The sequence below is a fragment of the Streptomyces thermocarboxydus genome, from assembly GCF_024760485.1.
Lineage (GTDB): Bacteria > Actinomycetota > Actinomycetes > Streptomycetales > Streptomycetaceae > Streptomyces > Streptomyces cellulosae.
Genome location: NZ_CP058273.1, coordinates 1806255 through 1827772 on the forward strand (window position 1 = coordinate 1806255; position 21518 = coordinate 1827772).

The window sequence follows — 21518 nt, forward strand, 5'->3', positions numbered from 1 at the left end:
CTGTTGGGCGGAAATGACCATATTTTCTGCTGTGGTCCGACTTCTTGGCGACGTTACCCGAGCCTGGGGCGGACTCCGAGTACCGCACTGCCGACGCGCACATGTGTCGCTCCGGCGGCCACGGCCTGTTCGAGGTCCGCACTCATCCCTGCCGACACCATGTTCGCAGCCGGATGAGTCCGGCGCAGGTCGGTCGACAAATCCATCAACCGCTCGAAGGCCGCCTGTTGGCGGCCTGCGTACTCCCCGGTGAGCGGCGCGACGGTCATCAGGCCGTCGAGCCGCAGCCCTTGGGCGCCGGCCACCAGGTCGGCCAGCTCCGCGACACCGGAGGGCGCCACGCCGCCGCGCTCGCCCCGGCCGTCGACGCCGGCGTCGAACGCCACCTGGATGAGGCAGCCGATCTCGCGCCCGGCACGGACGGCCTCCTTGGAGAGCGCCGACACAAGACGGGCACGGTCGACAGACTGCACGACATCGGCATAACCGACCACTGAACGCACTTTGTTGGTCTGAAGTTGACCGACAAAATGCCACACAAGGGGCAGATCCGCACAGGCCGCCGCCTTCGGGGCGGCGTCCTGGTCGCGGTTCTCGGCGACGTGCCGCACGCCCAGTCCGGAGAGGATGCGCACGTCGCTCGCGGGCCAGGTCTTGGTGACCACGATGAGCGTCACCTCGTCGCGGTCGCGACCGGCCGCGTCGCAGGCGGCGGCGATCCGCTCCTCCACTCTCGCCAGATTCGCGGCGAGTTCGTCCTTACGGTCCGTCATGTCCTCGGGTCCAGCCACACATAACTCGCGAGCCGCCCGGTGGTGCGGTCGCGACGGTACGAGAAGTGATCGTCCGACTCCCGTGTGCACACGGGCGAACGCCCGGCGCCCAAGACGCCCAGCCGCTCGAGTTGCGCGTGCACACCCGCGACGACGTCGACCGCGGGGGTGCCCCAGCTGGTCTCCGCGTACGCGGCCGGCTCGACCGCGGCCACGTCGGAGCGCATCTGCTCCGGCACTTCGTAGCACCGGCCGCACACCGCGGGTCCGGTGCGCGCGACGATCCGGGCGGGGTCGGCGCCGAGTTCCGTCATGGCCCGTACGGCGGCCGGGACGACCCCGGCGACCAGTCCGGGCCGGCCCGCGTGCGCCGCGGCGGCGACACCCGCGACGGGGTCGGCCAGCAGCACGGGCACGCAGTCGGCGGTGAGCACGGCGAGGGCGAGTCCGCGCCGCGCGGTGACGACCGCGTCCACCTCGGGCACCGGACGGTCGCCCCACGGCTCGTCGACGACGACCGCGTCGGCCCCGTGCACCTGGTTCATCCAGACCACGCGGGCCGGGTCCACGCCGAGCGCCTTGGCGGCCAGTTCGCGGTTGGTCCGCACGTTCCCGGGGTCGTCGCCGACCGCGCCCCCGAGGTTGAGCTCCTCATACGGAGCGGCGCTCACCCCGCCCCACCGGTCGGTGAAGCCGAAGTGCGCGCCGCTCACGCTCTCGCGCTGTCCTATCACTTCAGGAAGTCCGGGACGTCCAGTTCCTCGGCCGCGCTGTCGTAGCTCCGGGACGGCGGGACGGGGGGCTGGACGGCGGGGATGTCGGCCACGGGCTCGGGGGCCGGGGCCGGCTCCGCCTCCTCCTTCGGCGTGACGCTGCCGAGCGACCCGAAGGACGGGCGGCTCTCCGGGCGTCCCGCCGGGGCGGGCTCCTCGCGCTTGACCGAGGAGGAGCCGAGGACGTTGTCCCGCTTGGCGGGCGGCTGGCCGCCGTCGAAGCCGGCGGCGATGACGGTGACCCGCACCTCGTCGCCGAGGGCGTCGTCGATCACGGCGCCGAAGATGATGTTGGCCTCGGGGTGGGCGGCCTCGCTGACCAGCTGGGCGGCCTCGTTGATCTCGAACAGGCCGAGGTCGGAACCGCCGGAGATGGAGAGCAGCACACCGCGGGCGCCGTCGATGGACGCCTCGAGCAGCGGCGAGGAGATGGCCATCTCTGCCGCGGCCACCGCGCGGTCGTCGCCGCGGGCCGAGCCGATGCCCATGAGGGCCGACCCGGCCTCGGACATGACCGACTTGACGTCGGCGAAGTCGAGGTTGATGAGGCCGGGGGTGGTGATGAGGTCGGTGATGCCCTGCACACCGGAGAGCAGGACCTGGTCGGCCGACTTGAAGGCGTCGAGAACCGACACCTGGCGGTCCGAGATGGACAGCAGCCGGTCGTTGGGGATCACGATGAGGGTGTCGACCTCTTCGCGAAGCTCCGCGATGCCGTCCTCGGCCTGGTTCGCGCGGCGCCGTCCCTCGAAGGTGAACGGGCGCGTGACCACGCCGATGGTGAGGGCACCGAGGGAGCGGGCGATGTTGGCCACGACGGGCGCGCCGCCGGTGCCGGTGCCGCCGCCTTCACCGGCCGTCACGAAGACCATGTCGGCCCCCTTGAGGACCTCCTCGATCTCCTCGCGGTGGTCCTCGGCGGCCTTGCGGCCGACGGCCGGGTTCGCTCCGGCGCCGAGTCCGCGGGTGAGTTCACGGCCGACGTCGAGCTTGACGTCGGCGTCGCTCATCAACAGCGCCTGCGCGTCGGTGTTGATGGCGATGAACTCGACGCCCTTGAGACCGACCTCGATCATCCGGTTGATGGCATTGACACCACCGCCGCCGACACCGATGACTTTGATGACTGCGAGGTAGTTCTGCGGTGCTGCCACGTCGAAGGCCTCTCGCCTCGAGTTACGTGTCGCCGGGGCGCCGGAGCAACTGCTGCCCCCGCGATCCGACGACTGATGCCGAATGGGACGGTCCGTATCGCCGACCCGAACCCTAACGTTGAAGTTTAGGGTTACCAGTGTGTCTGTTCCCTGGAGTCTTCTGAACAGGACACTAAGTCGACACGTGGCGCACGTTCAACGAACACGCCGAACCTCCCGTTTTTCTTTTCACCCTATGTGATCAGCCGTGTCGCTGCCCAACCAGGGTGCTGGCCTGCGCAGATGTGCGTCAACTCCCTGATGACGCCGGGGCGCTGGGAACGCTGACGTCGAAGTGCCGTGCGTCCGGCTCCGCTTTCATCAGCGCGACGAGGGCCCGGGCCTTCTGCGCCCCCTTCTCGCTGCTTCCCCAGTCGACCGTACGGCCGTCCGTGAGTTCCAGCGAGATGGCGTCGTAGGAACGGACCTTGACGCTGCGCGTTTCCGGCGCGAGGGACTTGGGGACGGCGCCGGCCACGCGTACCGCCTCACGCACCAGACGGTCCTCGCCGAATCGCCGGAGACTCGCCGCGGCGGAACCGGAACGGGAGAGGTCCATTTCCAGCGCGGGCACGCCCTTGGGCGCTTTCTCGACGGTGGCGAACCGCACGCCGTCGTCGTCGACTTCGACGAACTCGTCGCCCTTGTGGACCAGGAGGACGGGGGTGCGTTCGGTGACCCGGAGCTTGATCTCGTCGGGCCAGGAACGGACCACGTCGACGGTGTCGATGCGGGGCAGCTTCTCGGCGGCCCGCCTCTCGATGGCCCCGGTGTCGACCGAGACGAGCTGTTCGCCGAGCGGCACGTCGGCCGCCTCGCGGACCTGGTCCTGCGTCAGGACGTCGGTCCCGGACACCGAGACGCGTTCCACGCGGACCAGATCGGAGCCGTACAGCAGCCAGAAGGCGCCGCTGCCGAGGAACAGGAGGACGACCGCCGATGCGATGATCAGACGAAGACGCCGTCGCCGTACGGCTCGTACGGGCGGCGGGCCGGACGACTCCCGCTTGCGTTCACCGCGCTCGGCGGTCGTCGATCCGGCCACGCTCTCTGCCTTCCGTCACATGCCTCTACCTGTGGGCACGGGCGGCGACCGCCTCGTACACCATGCCGACGAGCAGCTCGTCGGCGTCCCGGCGGCCGAACTCGCTTGCGGCGCGGGACATCTCGTACAGCCGGTGCGGGTCGGCGAGCACGGGGAGGACGTTCTGCTGCACCCACTCCGGGGTGAGCTCCGCGTCGTCGACCAGCAGTCCGCCGCCCGCCTTCACCACCGGCTGGGCGTTGAGCCGCTGTTCGCCGTTGCCGATGGGCAGTGGGACGTAGGCGGCCGGGAGCCCGACGGCGGAGAGCTCGGCGACGGTCATCGCGCCCGCGCGGCAGAGCATCATGTCAGCCGCCGCGTACGCGAGGTCCATCCGGTCCAGGTAACTTACCGGGATGTACGGGGGCATGCCCGGCATCTGCTGCACGTGCGGCAGTTCGTTCTTCGGGCCGACCGCGTGCAGGATCTGGATGCCGGCCTGCTGGAGCCACGGGGCGACCTGCTGGACGACCTCGTTGAGCCGGCGGGCGCCCTGCGAGCCGCCGGACACCAGCAGCGTCGGCAGGTTGGGGTCGAGCCCGAACGCGGCGCGCGCCTGCGGGCGCATGGCGGCCCGGTCCAGGGTGGCGATGGTGTGCCGCAGCGGGATGCCGATGTAGCGCGAGTTGCGCAGCTTGCTGTCCGGGGTGGCGACGGCGACCTGGGCCGCGTACCGCGAGCCGATCTTGTTGGCCAGGCCGGGGCGGGCGTTGGCCTCGTGGATGACGATCGGCACGCCGAGCCGCTTGGCCGCGAGGTAGCCGGGCAGGGCGACGTAGCCGCCGAAGCCGACCACGACGTCGGCGCGGGTGCGCTCCAGGATCTGCTCGGTCGCCTTGATGGTGCCGCGCAGCCGGCCCGGGACGGTGATCAGCTCGGGGGTCGGCTTGCGTGGCAGCGGGACGGCGGGGATCAGCGCCAGTTCGTACCCGCGCTCGGGTACGAGACGGGTCTCCAGGCCGCGCTCCGTGCCCAGGGCCGTGATGCCCACGGACGGATCCTGCCTGCGCAGCGCGTCCGCGAGGGCGAGCGCGGGCTCGATGTGGCCCGCGGTTCCTCCGCCGGCGAGTACGACATGCACCGAAATTCACCGCTCTCCGGACGGACGCGCCCCCGGGGCACGCCGTCGCATCGTGTTCCATCTCCGGGGCCGCCGAGGACCCCCGATCCGCTTTCTACCAAAGCGGGGTTGCCGCATCGCAAGCGCCATCCGCGCAGCGGGGTCCTCACGCGCGAAGGCGATGAGCAGCCCGATGGCGAACATGGTCGGCAGCAGGGCGGACCCGCCGTAGGAGAACAGCGGGAGCGGGACTCCGGCGATCGGCAGCAGACCGAGCACCGCACCGATGTTGATCACGGCCTGCGCCGTGATCCAGGTGGTCACGCCTCCCGCGGCATACCTGACGAAGGAGTCCTCCGTGCGTCCGGCCACGCGGATACCCGCATAGCCTAGAGCGGCGAACAGGGCGAGCACCGACAGCGTCCCCGCCAGGCCCAGTTCCTCACCGGTGACGGCGAAGATGAAGTCCGTGTGCGCTTCGGGCAGTTCGCCCCATTTCTCCAGACTCGCGCCGAGCCCGGAGCCGAAGATCCCGCCGGAGGCCAGGGCGTAGATGCCGTGCACGGCCTGCCAGCAGTCGACGGGGCCGGTCTGCGGCTCGGTGGCGCCGAGGCAGGCGAGCCGGGCCATGCGGTTCTCGCTGGTGCGGATGAGGATCGCGCCGAGCAGCGCGGCGACCCCCAGCACCCCGGCGAACAGCCGGGTCGGGGCGCCCGCCAGCCACAGCAGGCCGAAGAGGATCGCGGTGAGGATGATGGCGGTGCCCATGTCCCCGCCGAGCATGATCAGCCCGAGCAGCATGAACGCGGCCGGCACCAGCGGCACCAGCATGTGCTTCCACTGGGCCAGCAGCCGCTTGTCCTGTTTGCGGGCTAGCAGGTCGGCGCCCCACAGCACCAGCGCCAGCTTGCCGAACTCGCTGGGCTGGAGCTGGAAACTGCCGCCGAGCGAGAGCCAGTTCTGGTTGCCGTTGACCGCGACTCCTATCCCCGGCACCTGCACCAGGGCCATCAGGAACACGGCCACCGCGAGGATGGGGTAGGCGAGCGCCCGGTGCAGCTTCACCGGCATCCGGGACGCCACCAGCAGCAGCACGGCCCCGATCACGGCGGCCAGCAGCTGCTTGCGGAAGAAGTACGAACCCGGCAGCGACATCTGCAGCGCCGTGATCTGGGAGGCCGAGTAGACCATCACCAGACCCAGCACGGTGATCAGCAGACTGCCGCCGAGGATGACGTAGTACGCGGTCAGCGGCCGGTCCCAGGCCCTGCGCGCCCGGGTCACCAGCGTGGTCAGGGGGTTCTCACGCGGGGGGCGGGGCACGACGGGGCGCCGGGCGGCCCGCTGGACGGGCGGCCGGCCCGTACGGCTACTGGACATCACGACCTCCGCGGTACGCCGGCCAACAGGTTACGGACGGTCCCACGCGTCCCTCCCAAGGTCGCCCGGCGCCGGGGCGGCCGGGGTCAGGCGCCGAGCTCGCGCACCGCCTGGGCGAACGCGTCACCGCGCTTGTTGTAGTTGGCGAACATGTCCATCGAGGCGCAGGCCGGGGCGAGCAGCACCGTGTCACCGGGGCGTGCCAGCCGCCGCGCCTCCTGGACGGCCTGGAGCATCGCCCCAGTGTCGGTCCGCCCGAGGTCCACCACGGGGACTTCCGGGGCGTGTCGCGCCAGGGCTTCGCGGATCAGGGCGCGGTCCCGGCCGATCAGCACGGCGCCGCGCAGCCGCCCGGCGGCCCCCGCGACGAGTTCGTCGAAGGTGGCGCCCTTGGCGAGCCCGCCGGCGATCCAGACGACGGAGTCGTACGCGGCCAACGAGGCCTGCGCGGCATGCGTGTTGGTGGCCTTGGAGTCGTCCACGTAGGCCACGCCGTCCACGTCCGCCACGTGCGCGATGCGGTGGGCGTCCGGGGTGAAGTTCCGCAGCCCCTCCCGCACGGCGGCCGCGGGCACCCCGTAGGCGCGCGCGAGGGCCGCCGCGGCAAGGGCGTTGGCGATGTTGTGCGGGGCGGCCGGCTTCACGTCGGCGACCTCGGCGAGCTCCTGGGCGTTCTTCTGCCGGTTCTCCACAAAGGCGCGGTCGACCAGGAGGCCCTCGACGACGCCGAGTTGGGAGGGACCGGGGGTGCCGAGGGTGAAGCCGACCGCGCGGCAGCCCTCCTCGACGTCGGCCTCGCGGACGAGGTCCTCGGTGGCCTTGTCGGCCACGTTGTAGACGCAGGCGACGCGGTTGCCCTCGTAGATGCGGCCCTTGTCCTTGGCGTACGCCTCCATGGAGCCGTGCCAGTCGAGGTGGTCGGGCGCCAGGTTGAGGACGGCGGCGGAGTGGGCGCGCAGCGAGGGCGCCCAGTGGAGCTGGTAACTGGACAGCTCCACGGCGAGCACGTCGTACTCCTCGTCGCCGAGGACCGCGTCGAGCAGGGAGACGCCGATGTTGCCGACGGCGGCGGTGCGCAGGCCGGCCGCCTCCAGAATGGAGGCGAGCATCTGCACGGTGGTGGTCTTGCCGTTGGTGCCGGTGACCGCGAGCCAGTCGGCCGCGCCCGGCTTCCTGAGCCGCCAGGCGAGTTCGACGTCGCCCCACACCGGCACCCCGGCCGCGTCCGCCGCCGCGAAGAGCGGGTGGTCCGGCCTCCAGCCGGGGGCGGTGACGATCAGCTCGGTGCCTTCGGGAAGGCCCGCGGCGGAGCCGCTGTCAGGTGCCGTGCCGTCCCCGAGGCGGACGGTGACGCCGAGCGCCTCCAGTTCCGCGGCCTGCTCGCGGGCCCGGGCGTCGTCGCCGTCGTTGATGACGGTGACCTTCGCGCCGAGTCCGTGGAGCACCTTGGCCGCCGGGACGCCGGAGACGCCCAGTCCCGCGACGGTGACGTGCTTGCCCTGCCAGTCGGTCACTTGTCCGCTGCCCATCCCGCGTAGAAGAGGCCGAGTCCGACGATCACACAGATGCCCTGGATGATCCAGAAGCGGACCACCACAAGGACTTCGGACCAGCCTTTGAGTTCGAAGTGATGCTGGAGCGGCGCCATCCGGAAGACCCGCTTTCCGGTGAGCCGGAACGAGCCGACCTGGATGACCACCGACATCGTGATGAGGACGAACAGGCCGCCGAGGATGGCGAGCAGCAGCTCGGTGCGGGAGCAGATCGCGAGACCCGCGAGCACGCCGCCGAGCGCCAGCGAACCGGTGTCGCCCATGAAGATCTTGGCCGGGGAGGTGTTCCACCACAGGAAGCCCAGGCAGGAACCCATGAGCGCGGACGCCACGACGGCGAGGTCCAGCGGGTCGCGCACCTCGTAGCAGGCGCCCGGGTTGGTCAGCGTCTCGCCGTTGGCGCAGGACTCCTGGAACTGCCAGACGCCGATGAAGGTGTAGGCGCCGAAGACGAGCACGGAGGCGCCGGTCGCGAGGCCGTCCAGACCGTCGGTGAGGTTCACGCCGTTCGACATCGCGAGGATCATGAACAGCGCCCAGATCACGAACAGCACCGGGCCGATGGTCCAGCCGAAGTCCGTGATGAACGACAGCTTCGTGGAGGCGGGGGTCTGCCCGCGGGAGTCCGCGAACTGCAGGGACAGCACCGCGAAGGCGACGCCGACGATCAGCTGGCCGGCCATCTTCGCCTTGGCCCGCAGGCCCAGCGAACGCCGCTTGACGATCTTGATGTAGTCGTCGAGGAAGCCGACGAGGCCCATGCCGACCATCAGGCCCAGCACCAGCACGCCGGAGTACCGCGGCGACTCGCCGCTGATCACCTTGGAGAGGAAGTAGGCGGCGACCGTCGACAGGATGAAGGCGATGCCGCCCATCGTCGGCGTACCGCGCTTGCTGGCGTGCTCGCGCGGGCCGTCGTCGCGGATGTACTGCCCGTATCCCTTGCGGGCGAGCAGCTTGATCAGCAGCGGCGTGCCGATCAGCGTCAGGAAGAGGCCAATGACTCCTGCGAACAGGACCTGATTCATCATCGGGCGGCGACCTCACCCTCGGCACCGGTCTCGAGCAGCGCCTGCGCCACGCTCTCGAGCCCGACCGAACGGGACGCCTTCACGAGTACGACATCCCCCGGGCGCAATTCGCTGCGCAACAGGTCGACCGCCGCCTGTGCGTCGGACACGTGCACCGACTCCTCACCCCACGAACCCTCGTTATATGCGCCCAGTTGCAGCCAGGCGGCTTCCCTGCCCCCGACCGCGACGAGCTTGCTGACGTTGAGCCGGACGGCGAGCCGTCCGACCGCGTCGTGCTCGGCGAGCGCCTCGTCCCCGAGCTCGGCCATCTTGCCGAGCACCGCCCACGTACGGCGCCCCTTGCCCATGGCCGCCAGCGCACGCAGCGCGGCCTTCATGGACTCGGGGTTCGCGTTGTAGGCGTCGTTGACGACCGTCACGCCGTCCGGTCGCTCGGTGACCTCCATGCGCCAGCGGGAGAGGGAGCCCGCCTCGGAGAGCGCGCGGGCGATCTCGTCTGCGGACATGCCCAACTCGTGGGCGACGGCGGCCGCGGCGAGCGCGTTCGACACGTGATGCTCACCGTACAGGCGCATGGTCACATCGCTTGCACCGGAGGGTGTGTGAAGCCTGAAGGAAGGCTGTCCGCTGTCCGTGAGTCGCACGTTCTCGGCGGAGACGTCCGCTTCGCCGGACTCTCCGAAAAAGATCACCTTCGCCTTCGTACGGGAGGCCATGGCGCGGACGTAGGGGTCGTCCGCGTTGAGGATCGCGACGCCCCCCTCCTCGGCCGGCGGCAGCGACTCGACGAGCTCGCCCTTGGCCTCGGCGATCTGCTCGCGGCCGCCGAACTCGCCGATGTGCGCGGAGCCGACGTTCAGCACCATGCCGATCCTCGGCGGGGTCAGTCCGGTGAGGTAGCGGATGTGGCCGATGCCCCGCGCCCCCATCTCCAGCACGAGGAACCGCGTCTCCTCGGTGGCGGTGAGCGCGGTCAGCGGCAGCCCGATCTCGTTGTTGTGGGAGCCGGGCGTGAAGACGGTGGGGGCCTTGCCGCTCAGCACCTGGGCGACGAGGTCCTTGGTGCTGGTCTTGCCGGCCGACCCGGTGAGGGCGACAAGGGTGGCGCCGAGCCGGGCGACGACGTGCCGGGCGAGGGCCCCGAGGGCGGCCTGGACGTCCTCCACGACGATCGCGGGCACCCCGACCGGCCGGGAGGCGAGCACGGCCACCGCGCCCGCCTCGACGACCTGGGCCGCGAAGTCGTGGCCGTCCACGCGCTCGCCGACGAAGGCGACGAAGAGGCTGCCCGGACCCGCCTCCCGCGAGTCCCGGACCACCTCGCCGGTGACCAGGACGGAGGGGTCCGGTATGTCGTGCGTCTGCCCGCCGACGACTTCTGCGATCTCGGCGAGGGAGAGGGCGATCACAAGTTCATCCCTGGGTCTTCTTGATGGCTTCGCGAAGCACCTGGCGGTCGTCGAACGGACGCACCACCCCGGCGATGTCCTGTCCCAGCTCGTGGCCCTTGCCGGCGACCAGCACCGTGTCGCCGGGCTCGGCCCGGGCGACGGCGGCGGCGATCGCGGCGGCACGGTCCTCGAAGACCTGGACCTCGCCGCGCTGGTGGGCGGGCACCGAGGCCGCGCCCTGGAGCATCGCGGCGAGGATCGCCAGCGGGTCTTCGGAGCGGGGGTTGTCGGAGGTCAGTACGGCGGTGTCGGCGAGCCGCGCGGCGGCCGCGCCCATCGGCTCCCGCTTGGTGACGTCACGGTCGCCGCCGCAGCCGAGCACGACGTGCACCCGGCCCTCGGTGACCTTGCGCAGGGCGCGCAGCACCGACTCCACGGCGTCCGTCTTGTGGGCGTAGTCCACGACCGCCAGGTACGGCTGGCCCTCGTCGACGCGCTCCAGGCGGCCGGGCACGCCCGGCACGGCGGCGACGCCGTCGGCGGCGGCCTGCGGGTCGAGTCCGGCGGCGGCCAGCGCGACGATCGCGGCCAGGGAGTTGGCCACGTTGAACGGGCCGGGCAGCGGGGCGCGGGCGGTGATCCGCTCGTCCTTGGGCCCGACCACGGTGAACGTCGAGTCCAGCGGGCCGACGTGGACGTCCTCGGCGCGCCAGTCGGCGTCCGGGTGCCCCTCGGCGGAGTAGGTGACGACCGGGACGCCGGCCTCCTTGACCAGGCGGCGGCCGTACTCGTCGTCCACGTTGACCACGCCGAGCCGGCTGCGGGCGGGCGTGAACAGCTGCGCCTTGGCCTGGAAGTAGTCCTCCATCCCGGAGTGGAACTCCATGTGCTCCGGGCTGAGGTTGGTGAAGACGGCGATGTCGAAGACGCAGCCGTCGACCCGGCCGAGGACCAGGGCGTGACTGGAGACCTCCATGGCCACGGCCTCGGTGCCGCGCTCGCGCATGACCGCGAACAGCGCCTGGAGGTCGGTGGCCTCGGGTGTGGTGCGCTCGGACTTGATGCGCTCGTCGCCGATGCGCATCTCGACCGTGCCGATCAGTCCCGTGGAGCGGACGGTCCGCAGACCGCCCTCGACGAGGTAGGCGGTGGTGGTCTTGCCGGAGGTGCCGGTGATGCCGATCTGCAGCAGATCGCGACCGGGGTGGCCGTAGATGGTGGCCGCCAGTTCGCCCATCTTCGCCCGCGGGTCGTCCACCACCAGGGCGGGCAGCCCGGTCGCGGCGACGCGTTCGGCGCCGGCCGGGTCGGTGAGCACCGCGGCTGCCCCGAGGCCGGCGGCCTGGGTGACGAAGTCCGCGCCGTGGACGCGGGCGCCCGGGAGCGCGGCGTACAGGTCGCCGGGCCGGACGGCGCGGGAGTCGTGGGTGATGCCCGTGACCTCGGCGGCCTGCGCGGGTGCGGGGACACCCAGCTGACCGGCGAGTTCCGCGAGGGATGTGGCGGAGACCTGGTCCGGACGGGGCGGTCCCGGATATGTCACGGGTTGGCCCTTCTGGGTGGTTTGGGACTGATCAGCGTGTGGCACGGCGGTGAGCGTACCGGGCGTACCGCTCGGCGGGCCAAGCGAGGGGCCGCGGGGGCTCTGGTTCCCGGGGTCGGGGGTGATCGTTGTCACGAGGTGGTTCCTGGTGGCTCGGTGCTCGGTACGGGGTCAGGGCTTGAAGGTGACCGGCAGGGCGGCCGGGGCGGCTCCGGTGGGCGGGACCTGGAGGGTCTTCAGGGAGAACTCCATGACCTGCTTGAAGACGGGGCCGCAGATCTGGCCGCCGAAGTAGCTGCCCCGGGTGGCGTTCTGGATGACGCAGTAGACGGTGACCCGGGGCTTGTCGGCGGGTGCGAACCCGGCGAAGGACGAGGTGTAGCCGTGGTACTTGCCGGTGGCCGGATCCACGCGGTTCGCCGTACCGGTCTTGCCCGCCACCCGGTACCCCGGAATGCGCGCCTTGGTGCCGGTGCCCTCCTCGTCGTCGACGACCGACTCCAGCATCTGCGCGAGGGTCTTCGCCGTCTTCTGGCTCACCACCCGCTTCTTCTCGGGCTCGGGGGCCGGCGTGAAGCGCCCGTCGGGCCCCTTGGAGCCGCGGACGAGGGTGGGCTCGACGCGGACGCCGCCGTTGGCGATGGTCGAGTAGACGGAGGCGGCCTGCATCGCGTTGATGGACACGCCCTGGCCGAAAGGAATCGTGTACTGCTGCGAGGTGGACCACTGGTCCGGCGGGGCCAGGATGCCCTTGGTCTCGCCCGGGGAGCCCAGCCCTGTGTGGCTGCCGAGGCCGAACTTGCGCAGGTAGTCGTAAAGCACCTTGTTGGCCTGGGCCTGGGTCCTGCCAAGCTGGCCGGTGGCGAGGATGGTGCCGATGTTGCTGGACTTGGCGAGGACGCCGTTGAGCGTCAGGTACCAGGTCGGGTGGTCGATGTCGTCCTTGAACAGCCGGTCGCCGCGGTGCAGCCGGTTGGGCACCACGACATGGGTGCCGGGGGTGGCGGCGTTCTCCTCCAGCACGGCCGCCATGGACAGCACCTTGGCCGTGGAGCCCGGCTCGAAGGCGTCCTGGAGGGCCGCGTTGCCGAGGGTCCTGGGGTCGGCGGCGGACAGGTCGTTGGGGTCGAACCCGGGGGCGTTGGCCATGGCCAGGACCTCGCCGGTGCGGGTGTCCTGCACGATGACGTAGCCGCGGTCGGCCGCGGACTCCTCCACCTGCTGGGTGATGGCGTTCTGCGCCGCCCACTGGATGTCGCGGTCGATGGTGAGCTCGATGTCGTCGCCGGGCACGGCCGGGGTCTCCGTGGAGCCCGCGGTGGGCACCAGACGCCCGCCGGACTGGGCGTAGCGGATCTTGCCCTCCTCGCCGGCCAGCCGGTCCTCCAGCTGGAGCTCGACGCCGCCGCTGCCCTTGCCCTCGGCGTTGACCCAGCCCAGTATCCCGGCGGCGAGCTCGTTGTTCGGGTACACGCGCTTGCTGGTGGGCACGGAGAAGACGCCGGCCAGCACGTTGACCGTCGACCTGTCGGTCTCGGACTTGGTGGCCAGGGCGGCCTTGAGGTCCTTGATCTGCTTCCAGACCTGCGGCGTCTGCCGCCCGGCCAGCTTCACGTAGCGCAGCGACGGGTTGTCCGGCCGCAGCTTGCGGACCAGGTCCTCCTGGTCGGCGCCGAGGATCGGGGCCAGCAGCGCCGCGGCCTGCTCGGGCCCGTCGTCGATCTTCAGCTCGTCCGGGGCGAACATCGTGGGGTCGGCGGTGATGTCGTAGGCGTCCTCGCTGGTGGCGAGGGCCACGCCGTTGCGGTCGGTGATCTCGCCGCGCTCGGCGGCCAGCACCTGGCCCACGTAGCGGTTGCGCTCGGCCTTGCCCGCGTAGGTGCTCGCGTCGACGGCCTGGACCTGCACCAGGCGGACGACGAAGGCGAGCATGACGAGGGTCAGGCCGACGCCGACCATGCGCAGCCGGGGGCGCGGGCTGCCCAGCCGGATGGTCTTCGGGGTCCCGGGGCGCGGTCCGCCGGGCCCGCGGACCGGGCGGGCGCCGGGGCCGGTGCGGCCGCGGGCGGCCGAGGACGGCCGGGCGGGTCCGGCACCCTGCGGCGGGGCGGTTGCCTGTCGGACACTTCCGTCACCTGCCGGGGGTCGGGCGTGCGGGAACGGGGCGCGGACTGCGGCGACGGCGGGGCCGTCGCCGTGGCCAGCGCCTCGGGCGCGAGGACCAGGGGCGCGCGGACGGCGGAGGCCGGGCTGGGCACGCCCTTGACCTTGCCGTCGGGGTCGAGGAAGGCGGGGTCGCCGCCGGGCACCATGCCGAGCTCGCGGGCGCGGCGCTGGAGGGCGTCGGGGGCGGAGTAGCCGTCGATGTCGCGCTGCAGGGCCTGCTCCTCGTCCGTGAGTTCCTTGGTCTCCCGCTGGAGGTCGTCGAGGCGGAAGGCGCCCTCGCTGAGCGCGGAGTTCAGCACCAGCAGGCCGATGAGACCGCCGCCGAGGAGCAGGACCACGAGCAGCACGAAGGGGGTGCGGGCCGCCTGAGCGCGGCCGGTGGGCAGCAGGTGCGCGAGCCGGGCCGCCCTCCCCCGCAGCTCGGGCCGCCCCTTCAGTTCGGGTTTCCTGGTCACTCACGCTCCCCTGGGTCCGCTCGTCCCGCCCGTCCGCCCGGCCGGCGCCCGTCGCGGGGCCGGCCCGTGCCTCACCGGAGCCGCCTCACCCGACGTCCTCCCGGATACGCTCCGCGCCGCGCAGCCGCGCGGGGGCCGCGCGGCGGTTCTCGGCGATCTCCTCCTCGGTGGGAAGTTCGGCACCGCGCGTGAGCAGCTTGAGCCGCGGCTGGTACTGCTCGGGGACGACCGGCAGGCCGGGCGGGGCGGTGGTGGCGGCGCCCGCCGCGAACACCTGCTTGACCAGCCGGTCCTCCAGCGAGTGGTACGACAGCACGGCGATGCGGCCGCCGACGTCCAGCGACTTCACGGCCGCGGGGACGGCGCGCTCCAGCACCGACAGCTCGCCGTTGACCTCGATCCGCAGGGCCTGGAAGGTGCGCTTGGCCGGGTTGCCGCCGGTGCGCTTGGCGGCCTGCGGCAGGGCGTCGCGGATCAGTTCGACCAGGCGGGCGCTGGTGGTGAAGGGCTCCTTCTCGCGCTCGCGGACGACGGCGGACACGATCCGCTTGGCCTGCTTCTCCTCGCCGTAGGCGCGCAGGATGCGGACCAGCTCGCCGGGCGGGTAGGTGTTGAGGACCTCGGCGGCGCTGACGCCGGTCGTCTGGTCCATCCGCATGTCGAGGGGGGCGTCCTGGGCGTAGGCGAAGCCGCGGCCGGCCTCGTCGAGCTGCATCGAGGACACCCCGAGGTCGAACAGGACGCCCTGGACGCGCGGGATGCCGAGGCGGCCGAGGACGTCGGGGAGCTCGTCGTAGACGGCGTGCACCAGGGTGGCCCGGTCGCCGTAGGGGGCGAGCCGCTCGCCGGACAGGCGCAGCGCCTCCTTGTCGCGGTCCAGGGCGACGAGCCGGGCCTCGGGGAAGCGGGCGAGCAGCGCCTCGCTGTGGCCGCCGAGGCCGAGCGTGCAGTCGACGACCACGGCGCCGGGCCGCTCCAGGGCGGGCGCCAGCAGGTCCAGGCACCGCTGGAGCATCACCGGGACGTGTCGACTCTCGCTCAAGGGGCCCTCTCAGATCCGGCGTGACGCTCACGCACCGCCGGTTCCCCGCCCTCCCCGGTGAGGGGGCGGCCGGCGCCGGAGGCGTCGGCCGGGCGGCGGCGGGAGAAGGCCGAGCCGTACGTACGCGCCGCGCACGCGGGAGATCCCCTGGTCGGCGCCGGGGGATCCGGGGAAGTCACTGCAGCGGGCAGTCTCACCTCCCGCTTCGCGTCACTTTAGTCCACGGTCCGGCCCGGTCAATCAACCGGACTGCGCGTCGCGGCCCGCGCGGGTCAAGAGGCGGATCGGGCACATCACCCGTAGGCAGGGGGTCACACCACTCCTGTGGGTTACCTCACACCAAGCGCCGCTGACGTTCTTTGTCCCCTCTCACAACGGGCTCGACGCCCCGGTGACCAGTACCGTCAGGAGTATGACGACTTCTGCATCCGCGCCCGCAGGTTCCGGAAACGCCGTCCCGGGCACCGTGACCGACCGTCTGATCGAAGCCAACGAGCGCTACGCCGCCGCGTTCACCGACCCGGGCATGGACGCGCGTCCGGTGCTCCACGTCGCCGTGGTCGCCTGCATGGACGCCCGCCTCGACCTGCACGACGCGCTCGGCCTGTCGCTGGGCGACTGTCACACCATCCGCAACGCCGGCGGCGTGGTCACGGACGACGTGATCCGCTCCCTCACCATCAGCCAGCGGGCGCTGGGCACCCGCAGCGTCGTCCTCATCCACCACACCAACTGCGGTCTCGAGTCCCTCACCGAGGAATTCCGGCACGAGCTCGAGATGGAGGTGGGACAGCGTCCGGCGTGGGCCGTCGAGGCATTCCGGGACGTGGACCAGGACGTCCGCCAGTCGATGCAGCGGGTGCGGACCTCGCCGTTCCTGCTGCACACCGACGACGTGCGCGGATTCGTCTTCGACGTGAAGACGGGTCTGCTGCGCGAGGTCGACCCCGCCTGACCCGGCCGCCCGCTGGGGCCGGCCCCACCCCGGAGAGCCGTCGAACGTCGTAAGAGCTGACATATCGCTGTCAGTTGTCCACAGTCGAGTGACACGAATCGGTAACGGCAGCAAGAATGCGGAAGTGGTGTCCCGCGGAACTTTCCCCGCGTGGCGCCCGTGATTCGGGGTGGGCCGGTCCGCTGGGCACGGGATCGGCCGGCACATTTGGGGAACCCCCCGCTCATCGCCGAGCGCGGGAAAGGCCGAGGAGGGCCGGGTGACGACCTATGACGATCGTGCAAGCCATGGGGGCGCCCCCGACCGGGCATACGGGGCGGTCGGGGAGGACCTGACCGCCGTCGTGGAGCGCGTGCGCGGTTCGGTGGAAGGCGTGATCGAGGGGAAGCCCGAGGTCGTACGGCTCTCGCTGACCGTGCTGCTCGCCGAGGGACATCTGCTCATCGAGGACGTCCCGGGCGTCGGCAAGACGATGCTGGCGAAGGCCCTGGCACGGTCGATCGACTGCTCGGTGCGCCGTATCCAGTTCACACCGGACCTGCTGCCCTCGGACATCACCGGTGTGTCCATCTGGGACCAGCAGCGCCGTGACTTCGAGTTCAAGCCGGGCGCGATCTTCGCGCAGATCGTCATCGGCGACGAGATCAACCGCGCCTCGCCTAAGACGCAGTCCGCGCTGCTGGAGTCGATGGAGGAGCGCCAGGTCACCATCGACGGCAAGACCTACGAACTGCCCAGCCCGTTCATGGTGGTGGCGACACAGAACCCGGTCGAGATGGAGGGCACCTACCCGCTGCCGGAGGCCCAGCGCGACCGCTTCATGGCCCGTGTCTCGGTCGGCTACCCGAGCGCGGAGGCCGAGCTGCAGATGCTCGACGTGCACGGCGGGGTCTCCCCGCTGGAGGACCTCCAGCCGGTGGCGCACGCGCACGAAATCGTGAAGCTCGTCGAGGCGGTCCGCGGCGTGTACGTGGCCGAGCCGATCCGGCGGTACGCGGTCGACCTGGTCGCCGCCACCCGTACGCACCCCGACCTGAGACTCGGCGCGTCGCCGCGTGCGACGCTGCATCTGCTGCGGGCCACGAAGGCGGCGGCGGCCCTGGCGGGCCGTGACTACGCCCTGCCGGACGACGTGCAGGCGCTCGCCGTCGCCGTGCTCGCCCACCGTCTGCTGCCCACCGCGCAGGCCCAGCTCAACCGCCGCACCGCCGAGCAGGTGGTGCAGGAGATCCTGCAGCGCACCACGGTGCCCGCGGCGGCCGGCCGGCCCGCCGGGTTCGGCCTGGGCCGCGGAGGCTACGGCCAGCAGCCGCCCCGGAGGCTGTGATGAGCACCGCCGGCGCGGTCCACGCCGACGACGACCGGGGCGACCGGAGCGGGCTGAGGACCGCCCTGGCGGGGCTCACCACCCGGGGGCGCTCCTTCCTGGCGGCCGGCATCGCGGCCGCGATCTGCGCGTACGTGCTCGGGCAGAGCGACCTGCTGCGGGTCGGCCTGCTGCTGGCGGTGCTGCCGCTGGTGTGCGCGGCCGTCCTCTACCGCACCCGCTACCGGGTCGCGGGCAGCCGCCGCCTCTCCCCCGGCCGGGTGCCGGCGGGGTCCGAGGCGCGCGTGCACCTGCGCATGGACAACGTCTCCCGGATGCCCACGGGCCTGCTGATGCTCCAGGACCGGGTGCCCTACGTGCTCGGCCCGCGCCCGCGGTTCGTGCTGGACCGGATGGAGGCGGGCGGGCGCCGTGAGGTGTCCTACCGGGTCCGCTCCGACCTGCGCGGCCGCTACCCGCTGGGCCCGCTCCAGCTGCGGCTGTCCGACCCGTTCGGGATGTGCGAGCTGAACCGCTCGTTCTCCTCGTACGACACGCTGACGGTGACGCCCCGGGTGGAGGCGCTGCCGCCGGTGCGGCTGAGCGGGGAGTCCAAGGGGTACGGCGACGGGCTGCAGCGCTCGCTGGCGCTGGCCGGCGAGGACGACGTGATCCCCCGCGGCTACCGCTACGGCGACGACCTGCGCCGCGTCCACTGGCGCTCCACCGCCCGCTACGGCGAGCTGATGGTGCGCCGCGAGGAGCAGCCGCAGCGCGCCCGCTGCACGGTGCTGCTGGACACCCGTGCCATCGCCTACGAGGGCGCCGGACCGGACTCGGCGTTCGAGTGGGCGGTGTCGGGCGCGGCCTCGGTGCTGGTGCACATGCTGGAGCGGGGCTTCTCGGTGCGGCTGCTGACGGACACCGGCGACTCGATGCCCGGGGAGGGCGCCGAGGGCTTCTCCGGGGTGCACCAGGAGTCGGCGGACGCGGCCGGGCTGATGATGGACATGCTGGCCGTGGTGGACCACTCCGACGAGGAGGGCCTGTCCCGCGCCTACGACGTGATGCGGTCCGGCAGCGAGGGGCTGCTGGTGGCGTTCCTCGGCGACCTGGACGACGAGCAGGCCGCGGTGCTGGCCCGGATGCGGCAGCGCAGCGGGGGCGCCGTCGCGTTCCTGCTGGACAGCGACGACTGGCTGGGGGAGCCGTCCGACGTGCCCGGACCCGGGGAACGGCCGGCCGAGGAGCATCTGCGGATGCTGCGCGAGTCGGGATGGACGGCCGTGGCGGTGGAGCGGGGCGCCTCGCTGGAGCGGTTGTGGCGGCAGGCGGACCGTGAGCGCTCGGGCCTGGTGGCGGCCGGCGGTGGGGAGGGATCGTGATCAGCTCACTGGCCAGGCTCACGGTGCGCGCGTGGGCGGCCACCCTGCTCGCGGCCTGCGCCTTGCTGCCGCTGGTGGAGTCGACCATGTGGATCCTTCAGGCGGCGCTGCTGCTGGGCGTGCAGGCGGGCGTGGGCGCGGCGGCGCGGCGGGTGCCGCTGGCGCGGCCGCTGACGGTGGCGGCGCAGGTCGTCGTCACGCTGATGCTGCTCACGCTGATGTTCGCGCGGGAGCAGGCCGTCGCCGGGCTGATACCCGGCCCGGACGCGCTGCGCTTCTTCGGGCAGCTCCTCGAGCAGGGCGGCCAGGACGTCAACCGGTACGCGATACCGGCGCCGCTGAGCGACGGCATCCGGCTGATGCTGGTCGGCGGGGTGCTGGTCATCGGGCTGCTGGTGGACACGCTCGCGGTGACGTTCCGCAGCGCGGCCCCGGCCGGGCTGCCGCTGCTCGCCCTGTACTCGGTGGCCGCGGGCCTGACGGACAACGGCATCGAGTGGCTGTGGTTCCTGCTGGCCGCGGCCGGCTATCTGCTGCTGCTGCTCTCCGAGGGCCGGGACCGGCTGTCGCAGTGGGGCCGGGTGTTCGCCGGGCCGCCCCGCGGCCGGAGCCGGGAGACGCCCGGCGGGCCGGCGCCCGCCCGGTTCGGTCACCGGATCGGGGCGGTGGCGCTGGGCATCGCCCTGGTGGTGCCGCTGGCGCTGCCCGCGATGGACGGCGGCCTGCTCGGCCCGGACGGCCGGGGCGTGGGCGCGGGCGTCGGCGGGGGCGGCACGATCTCCGCGGTGAACCCGCTGGTGTCGCTGCGCGACTCGCTGAACAACGACGACGACCGCGCGGTGTTCTCGGTGCGCACCGAGATGGAGAACACCTCGGACCTGTATCTGCGCATCGTGTCCCTGGACGACTTCGACGGCACCACGTGGAAGCCGTCGAAGCGGGCGATCACCCAGGTGCCCGAGGGCTTCCCGGCCCCGCCGGGACTGGGCCCGGACGTGGAGTTCACCGAGGTCGGCACGTCGGTCTCGGTCGCGAACTGGTACGGCCAGACGTGGCTGCCGATGCCGTATCCGCCGAGCCGGGTGAGCGTGCGGGGCGACTGGCGGTACGAGCCGGTCGGCATGACGCTGGTCGGCGACCACGGGCAGAACACGCGCGGGCTGACGTACGAGGTGCGCAGCCTGGACGTGCGGCCCACGGCGGAGCAGCTGGCCAAGGCCCCGGAGCCGCCGGCCGATCTGCTGCGTGAGTACACCGAACTGCCCGACTCGCTGCCCTCCGTGGTGGCCGAGACCGCCCGTGACGTGACGGACGGCGCGAAGAGCGACTACGACCGCGCGGTGATGCTGCAGGACTACTTCACGCTGGGCGGGAACTTCCAGTACGACACCCAGGTCGAGGTCGGCAGCGGCGCGCAGGCGATCGCCCGCTTCCTGAAGGAAAAGCGGGGCTTCTGCGTCCACTACTCGTTCGCGATGGCGTCCATGGCGCGGTCGCTGGGCATTCCGGCGCGGATCGCGGTGGGCTTCGCGCCCGGGACCCCGCAGGCCGACGGTACGGTGTCGGTCGCGATGCGGGATGCGCACGCCTGGCCCGAGCTGTACTTCGAGGGTGTGGGCTGGACGCGGTTCGAGCCGACACCGACGCGGGGCTCGACGCCGGACTACACCGTGCCGGACGTCCAGGACAACGGTCCTGCGGATCCGGCCCGGCCGTCGCAGGCCGCGCCGGCCGACCCGTCGGCGCAGCCGTCGCAGAGCACCGACTGCCGGGCGGACGGCAGCGACCCGGGCTCCTGCGAGAGCGAGTCGCCCGAGGCGGCCCTGGCGGCGGGCGGCGACGGCCCGAAGTGGCACGTGGTGCTGCTGTGGGCGCTGGCCGGGCTGCTGGTGCTGGCTCTGCCGCTGTCGCCGATGCTGTGGCGGACGCGGATGCGGGCGGTCCGGCTGGACGGCCGCGGTCGCGGCCGCGCGGAGGAGGACGTCGCTCCGCGGGTGCTGGCCGCCTGGGAGGAGCTGACGGACACCGCCTGGGACCACGGGATCCTCCCCGACGAGTCGCTGACCCCGCGGGGGGCGGCCGACCGCATCGTGCGGACGGGCGAGCTGGAGGGGGAGGCCGCGGCGTCGGCGCGGAGGCTGGCGGGGGCGGTGGAGCAGGTGCTGTACGCGCCTCGGCCTCGGCCGGTCGTGGGGCTGGCGGAGGACGTGCGGCTGGCCGCCGGGGGGTTGCGGGACTCGGCGTCCCGGGCGAGGCGTCTGCGGGCGCTGCTTGTGCCTCGGTCGGCCGTGCGGGTGGTGTGGACGGCGTCCGACCGCTGGGCGTCCCTCCGGGACCGCGTGATCGCCCTCCGCCCGGACTGGCACCTGCCTACGCGCCAGCGCGGCTGAGGTCGGACGGCGGCGAGCAGACGGCCACCGGCCGC

The 21518-nt window shown here is 72.3% G+C and carries 17 protein-coding genes; 4 read left to right on the forward strand and 13 right to left on the reverse strand.

Going from position 1 to position 21518, the window contains the following annotated elements:
* Positions 1 to 53: 53 nt before the first annotated feature.
* The 13 genes from AY578_RS08455 to rsmH all read right to left on the reverse strand — a co-directional run bounded on the left by AY578_RS08455 (position 54) and on the right by rsmH (position 15447).
* The gene (locus tag AY578_RS08455) at positions 54 to 773 is read right to left on the reverse strand and encodes a YggS family pyridoxal phosphate-dependent enzyme (RefSeq protein WP_019521943.1); all 720 of its coding nucleotides are present in this window, start codon (positions 771 to 773) and stop codon (positions 54 to 56) included.
* On the reverse strand, positions 770 to 1507 hold the full coding sequence (gene pgeF / locus AY578_RS08460) for a peptidoglycan editing factor PgeF (RefSeq protein ID WP_161231722.1): 738 nt from the start codon (positions 1505 to 1507) through the stop codon (positions 770 to 772). The genes AY578_RS08455 and pgeF overlap by 4 nt, the downstream gene beginning before the upstream one ends.
* Positions 1504 to 2700, reverse strand: a complete 1197-nt coding sequence (ftsZ, locus tag AY578_RS08465; RefSeq protein WP_019521945.1) for a cell division protein FtsZ — start codon at positions 2698 to 2700, stop codon at positions 1504 to 1506. Before ftsZ ends, pgeF begins: the two co-directional genes overlap by 4 nt.
* A gap of 289 nt (positions 2701 to 2989) precedes the next feature.
* The gene (locus AY578_RS08470) at positions 2990 to 3784 is read right to left on the reverse strand and encodes a cell division protein FtsQ/DivIB (protein WP_028960773.1); all 795 of its coding nucleotides are present in this window, start codon (positions 3782 to 3784) and stop codon (positions 2990 to 2992) included.
* 25 nt (positions 3785 to 3809) lie between these two features.
* A complete protein-coding gene (murG, locus tag AY578_RS08475) occupies positions 3810 to 4904 on the reverse strand; it encodes an undecaprenyldiphospho-muramoylpentapeptide beta-N-acetylglucosaminyltransferase (protein ID WP_019521947.1) in 1095 nt (364 codons plus the stop codon).
* Between the two features lie 6 nt (positions 4905 to 4910).
* Entirely contained in the window at positions 4911 to 6263 is a 1353-nt protein-coding gene (ftsW, locus tag AY578_RS08480; protein WP_019521948.1) for a putative lipid II flippase FtsW, read from the reverse strand.
* A gap of 86 nt (positions 6264 to 6349) precedes the next feature.
* Positions 6350 to 7792 carry a UDP-N-acetylmuramoyl-L-alanine--D-glutamate ligase gene (gene murD, locus AY578_RS08485; protein WP_037778113.1) on the reverse strand — a complete coding sequence of 481 codons (1443 nt, stop codon included), beginning with the start codon at positions 7790 to 7792 and terminating at the stop codon, positions 6350 to 6352.
* Positions 7774 to 8844: a phospho-N-acetylmuramoyl-pentapeptide-transferase gene (gene mraY, locus AY578_RS08490; RefSeq protein ID WP_006131287.1), complete on the reverse strand. Its 1071-nt coding sequence runs from the start codon at positions 8842 to 8844 to the stop codon at positions 7774 to 7776. The genes murD and mraY overlap by 19 nt, the downstream gene beginning before the upstream one ends.
* Positions 8844 to 10259 (reverse strand): UDP-N-acetylmuramoyl-tripeptide--D-alanyl-D-alanine ligase, encoded by a 1416-nt coding sequence (locus AY578_RS08495; RefSeq protein ID WP_019521951.1) that lies wholly within the window; start codon positions 10257 to 10259, stop codon positions 8844 to 8846. The genes mraY and AY578_RS08495 overlap by 1 nt, the downstream gene beginning before the upstream one ends.
* A 4-nt stretch (positions 10260 to 10263) precedes the next feature.
* Positions 10264 to 11784, reverse strand: coding sequence for a UDP-N-acetylmuramoyl-L-alanyl-D-glutamate--2,6-diaminopimelate ligase (locus AY578_RS08500; RefSeq protein WP_019521952.1), 1521 nt, complete (start codon positions 11782 to 11784; stop codon positions 10264 to 10266).
* A 171-nt stretch (positions 11785 to 11955) separates the two neighbouring features.
* Complete coding sequence (locus AY578_RS08505) at positions 11956 to 13743, reverse strand: peptidoglycan D,D-transpeptidase FtsI family protein (protein WP_258902223.1); 1788 nt, start codon at positions 13741 to 13743, stop codon at positions 11956 to 11958.
* Positions 13725 to 14387 carry a cell division protein FtsL gene (ftsL, locus tag AY578_RS08510; RefSeq protein ID WP_258907280.1) on the reverse strand — a complete coding sequence of 221 codons (663 nt, stop codon included), beginning with the start codon at positions 14385 to 14387 and terminating at the stop codon, positions 13725 to 13727. The genes AY578_RS08505 and ftsL overlap by 19 nt, the downstream gene beginning before the upstream one ends.
* 103 nt (positions 14388 to 14490) lie before the next feature.
* Positions 14491 to 15447 carry a 16S rRNA (cytosine(1402)-N(4))-methyltransferase RsmH gene (gene rsmH, locus AY578_RS08515; protein WP_026243384.1) on the reverse strand — a complete coding sequence of 319 codons (957 nt, stop codon included), beginning with the start codon at positions 15445 to 15447 and terminating at the stop codon, positions 14491 to 14493.
* Between the two features lie 412 nt (positions 15448 to 15859).
* On the opposite strand from rsmH, the gene AY578_RS08520 reads away from it, so the two are divergent.
* The 4 genes from AY578_RS08520 to AY578_RS08535 all read left to right on the forward strand — a co-directional run bounded on the left by AY578_RS08520 (position 15860) and on the right by AY578_RS08535 (position 21483).
* Positions 15860 to 16402 (forward strand): beta-class carbonic anhydrase, encoded by a 543-nt coding sequence (locus AY578_RS08520; RefSeq protein ID WP_026243385.1) that lies wholly within the window; start codon positions 15860 to 15862, stop codon positions 16400 to 16402.
* A 259-nt stretch (positions 16403 to 16661) separates the two neighbouring features.
* The gene (locus AY578_RS08525; RefSeq protein ID WP_037778117.1) at positions 16662 to 17729 is read left to right on the forward strand and encodes an AAA family ATPase; all 1068 of its coding nucleotides are present in this window, start codon (positions 16662 to 16664) and stop codon (positions 17727 to 17729) included.
* Positions 17729 to 19093: a DUF58 domain-containing protein gene (locus AY578_RS08530; protein ID WP_136237767.1), complete on the forward strand. Its 1365-nt coding sequence runs from the start codon at positions 17729 to 17731 to the stop codon at positions 19091 to 19093. The genes AY578_RS08525 and AY578_RS08530 overlap by 1 nt, the downstream gene beginning before the upstream one ends.
* On the forward strand, positions 19090 to 21483 hold the full coding sequence (locus AY578_RS08535; protein ID WP_019521959.1) for a transglutaminaseTgpA domain-containing protein: 2394 nt from the start codon (positions 19090 to 19092) through the stop codon (positions 21481 to 21483). The genes AY578_RS08530 and AY578_RS08535 overlap by 4 nt, the downstream gene beginning before the upstream one ends.
* The last annotated feature ends 35 nt before the right edge of the window (positions 21484 to 21518 follow it).

Bases quoted from the DNA above. Each gene is read 5' to 3' on its own strand.
- AY578_RS08455 (WP_019521943.1), bottom strand. From the start codon at position 773: ATGACGGACCGTAAGGACGAACTCGCCGCGAATCTGGCGAGAGTGGAG.
- ftsW (WP_019521948.1), bottom strand. From the start codon at position 6,263: ATGTCCAGTAGCCGTACGGGCCGGCCGCCCGTCCAGCGGGCCGCCCGG.
- murD (WP_037778113.1), bottom strand. From the start codon at position 7,792: ATGGGCAGCGGACAAGTGACCGACTGGCAGGGCAAGCACGTCACCGTC.
- mraY (WP_006131287.1), bottom strand. From the start codon at position 8,844: ATGAATCAGGTCCTGTTCGCAGGAGTCATTGGCCTCTTCCTGACGCTG.
- AY578_RS08505 (WP_258902223.1), bottom strand. From the start codon at position 13,743: ATGGTCGGCGTCGGCCTGACCCTCGTCATGCTCGCCTTCGTCGTCCGC.
- AY578_RS08520 (WP_026243385.1), top strand. From the start codon at position 15,860: ATGACGACTTCTGCATCCGCGCCCGCAGGTTCCGGAAACGCCGTCCCG.
- AY578_RS08530 (WP_136237767.1), top strand. From the start codon at position 17,729: ATGAGCACCGCCGGCGCGGTCCACGCCGACGACGACCGGGGCGACCGG.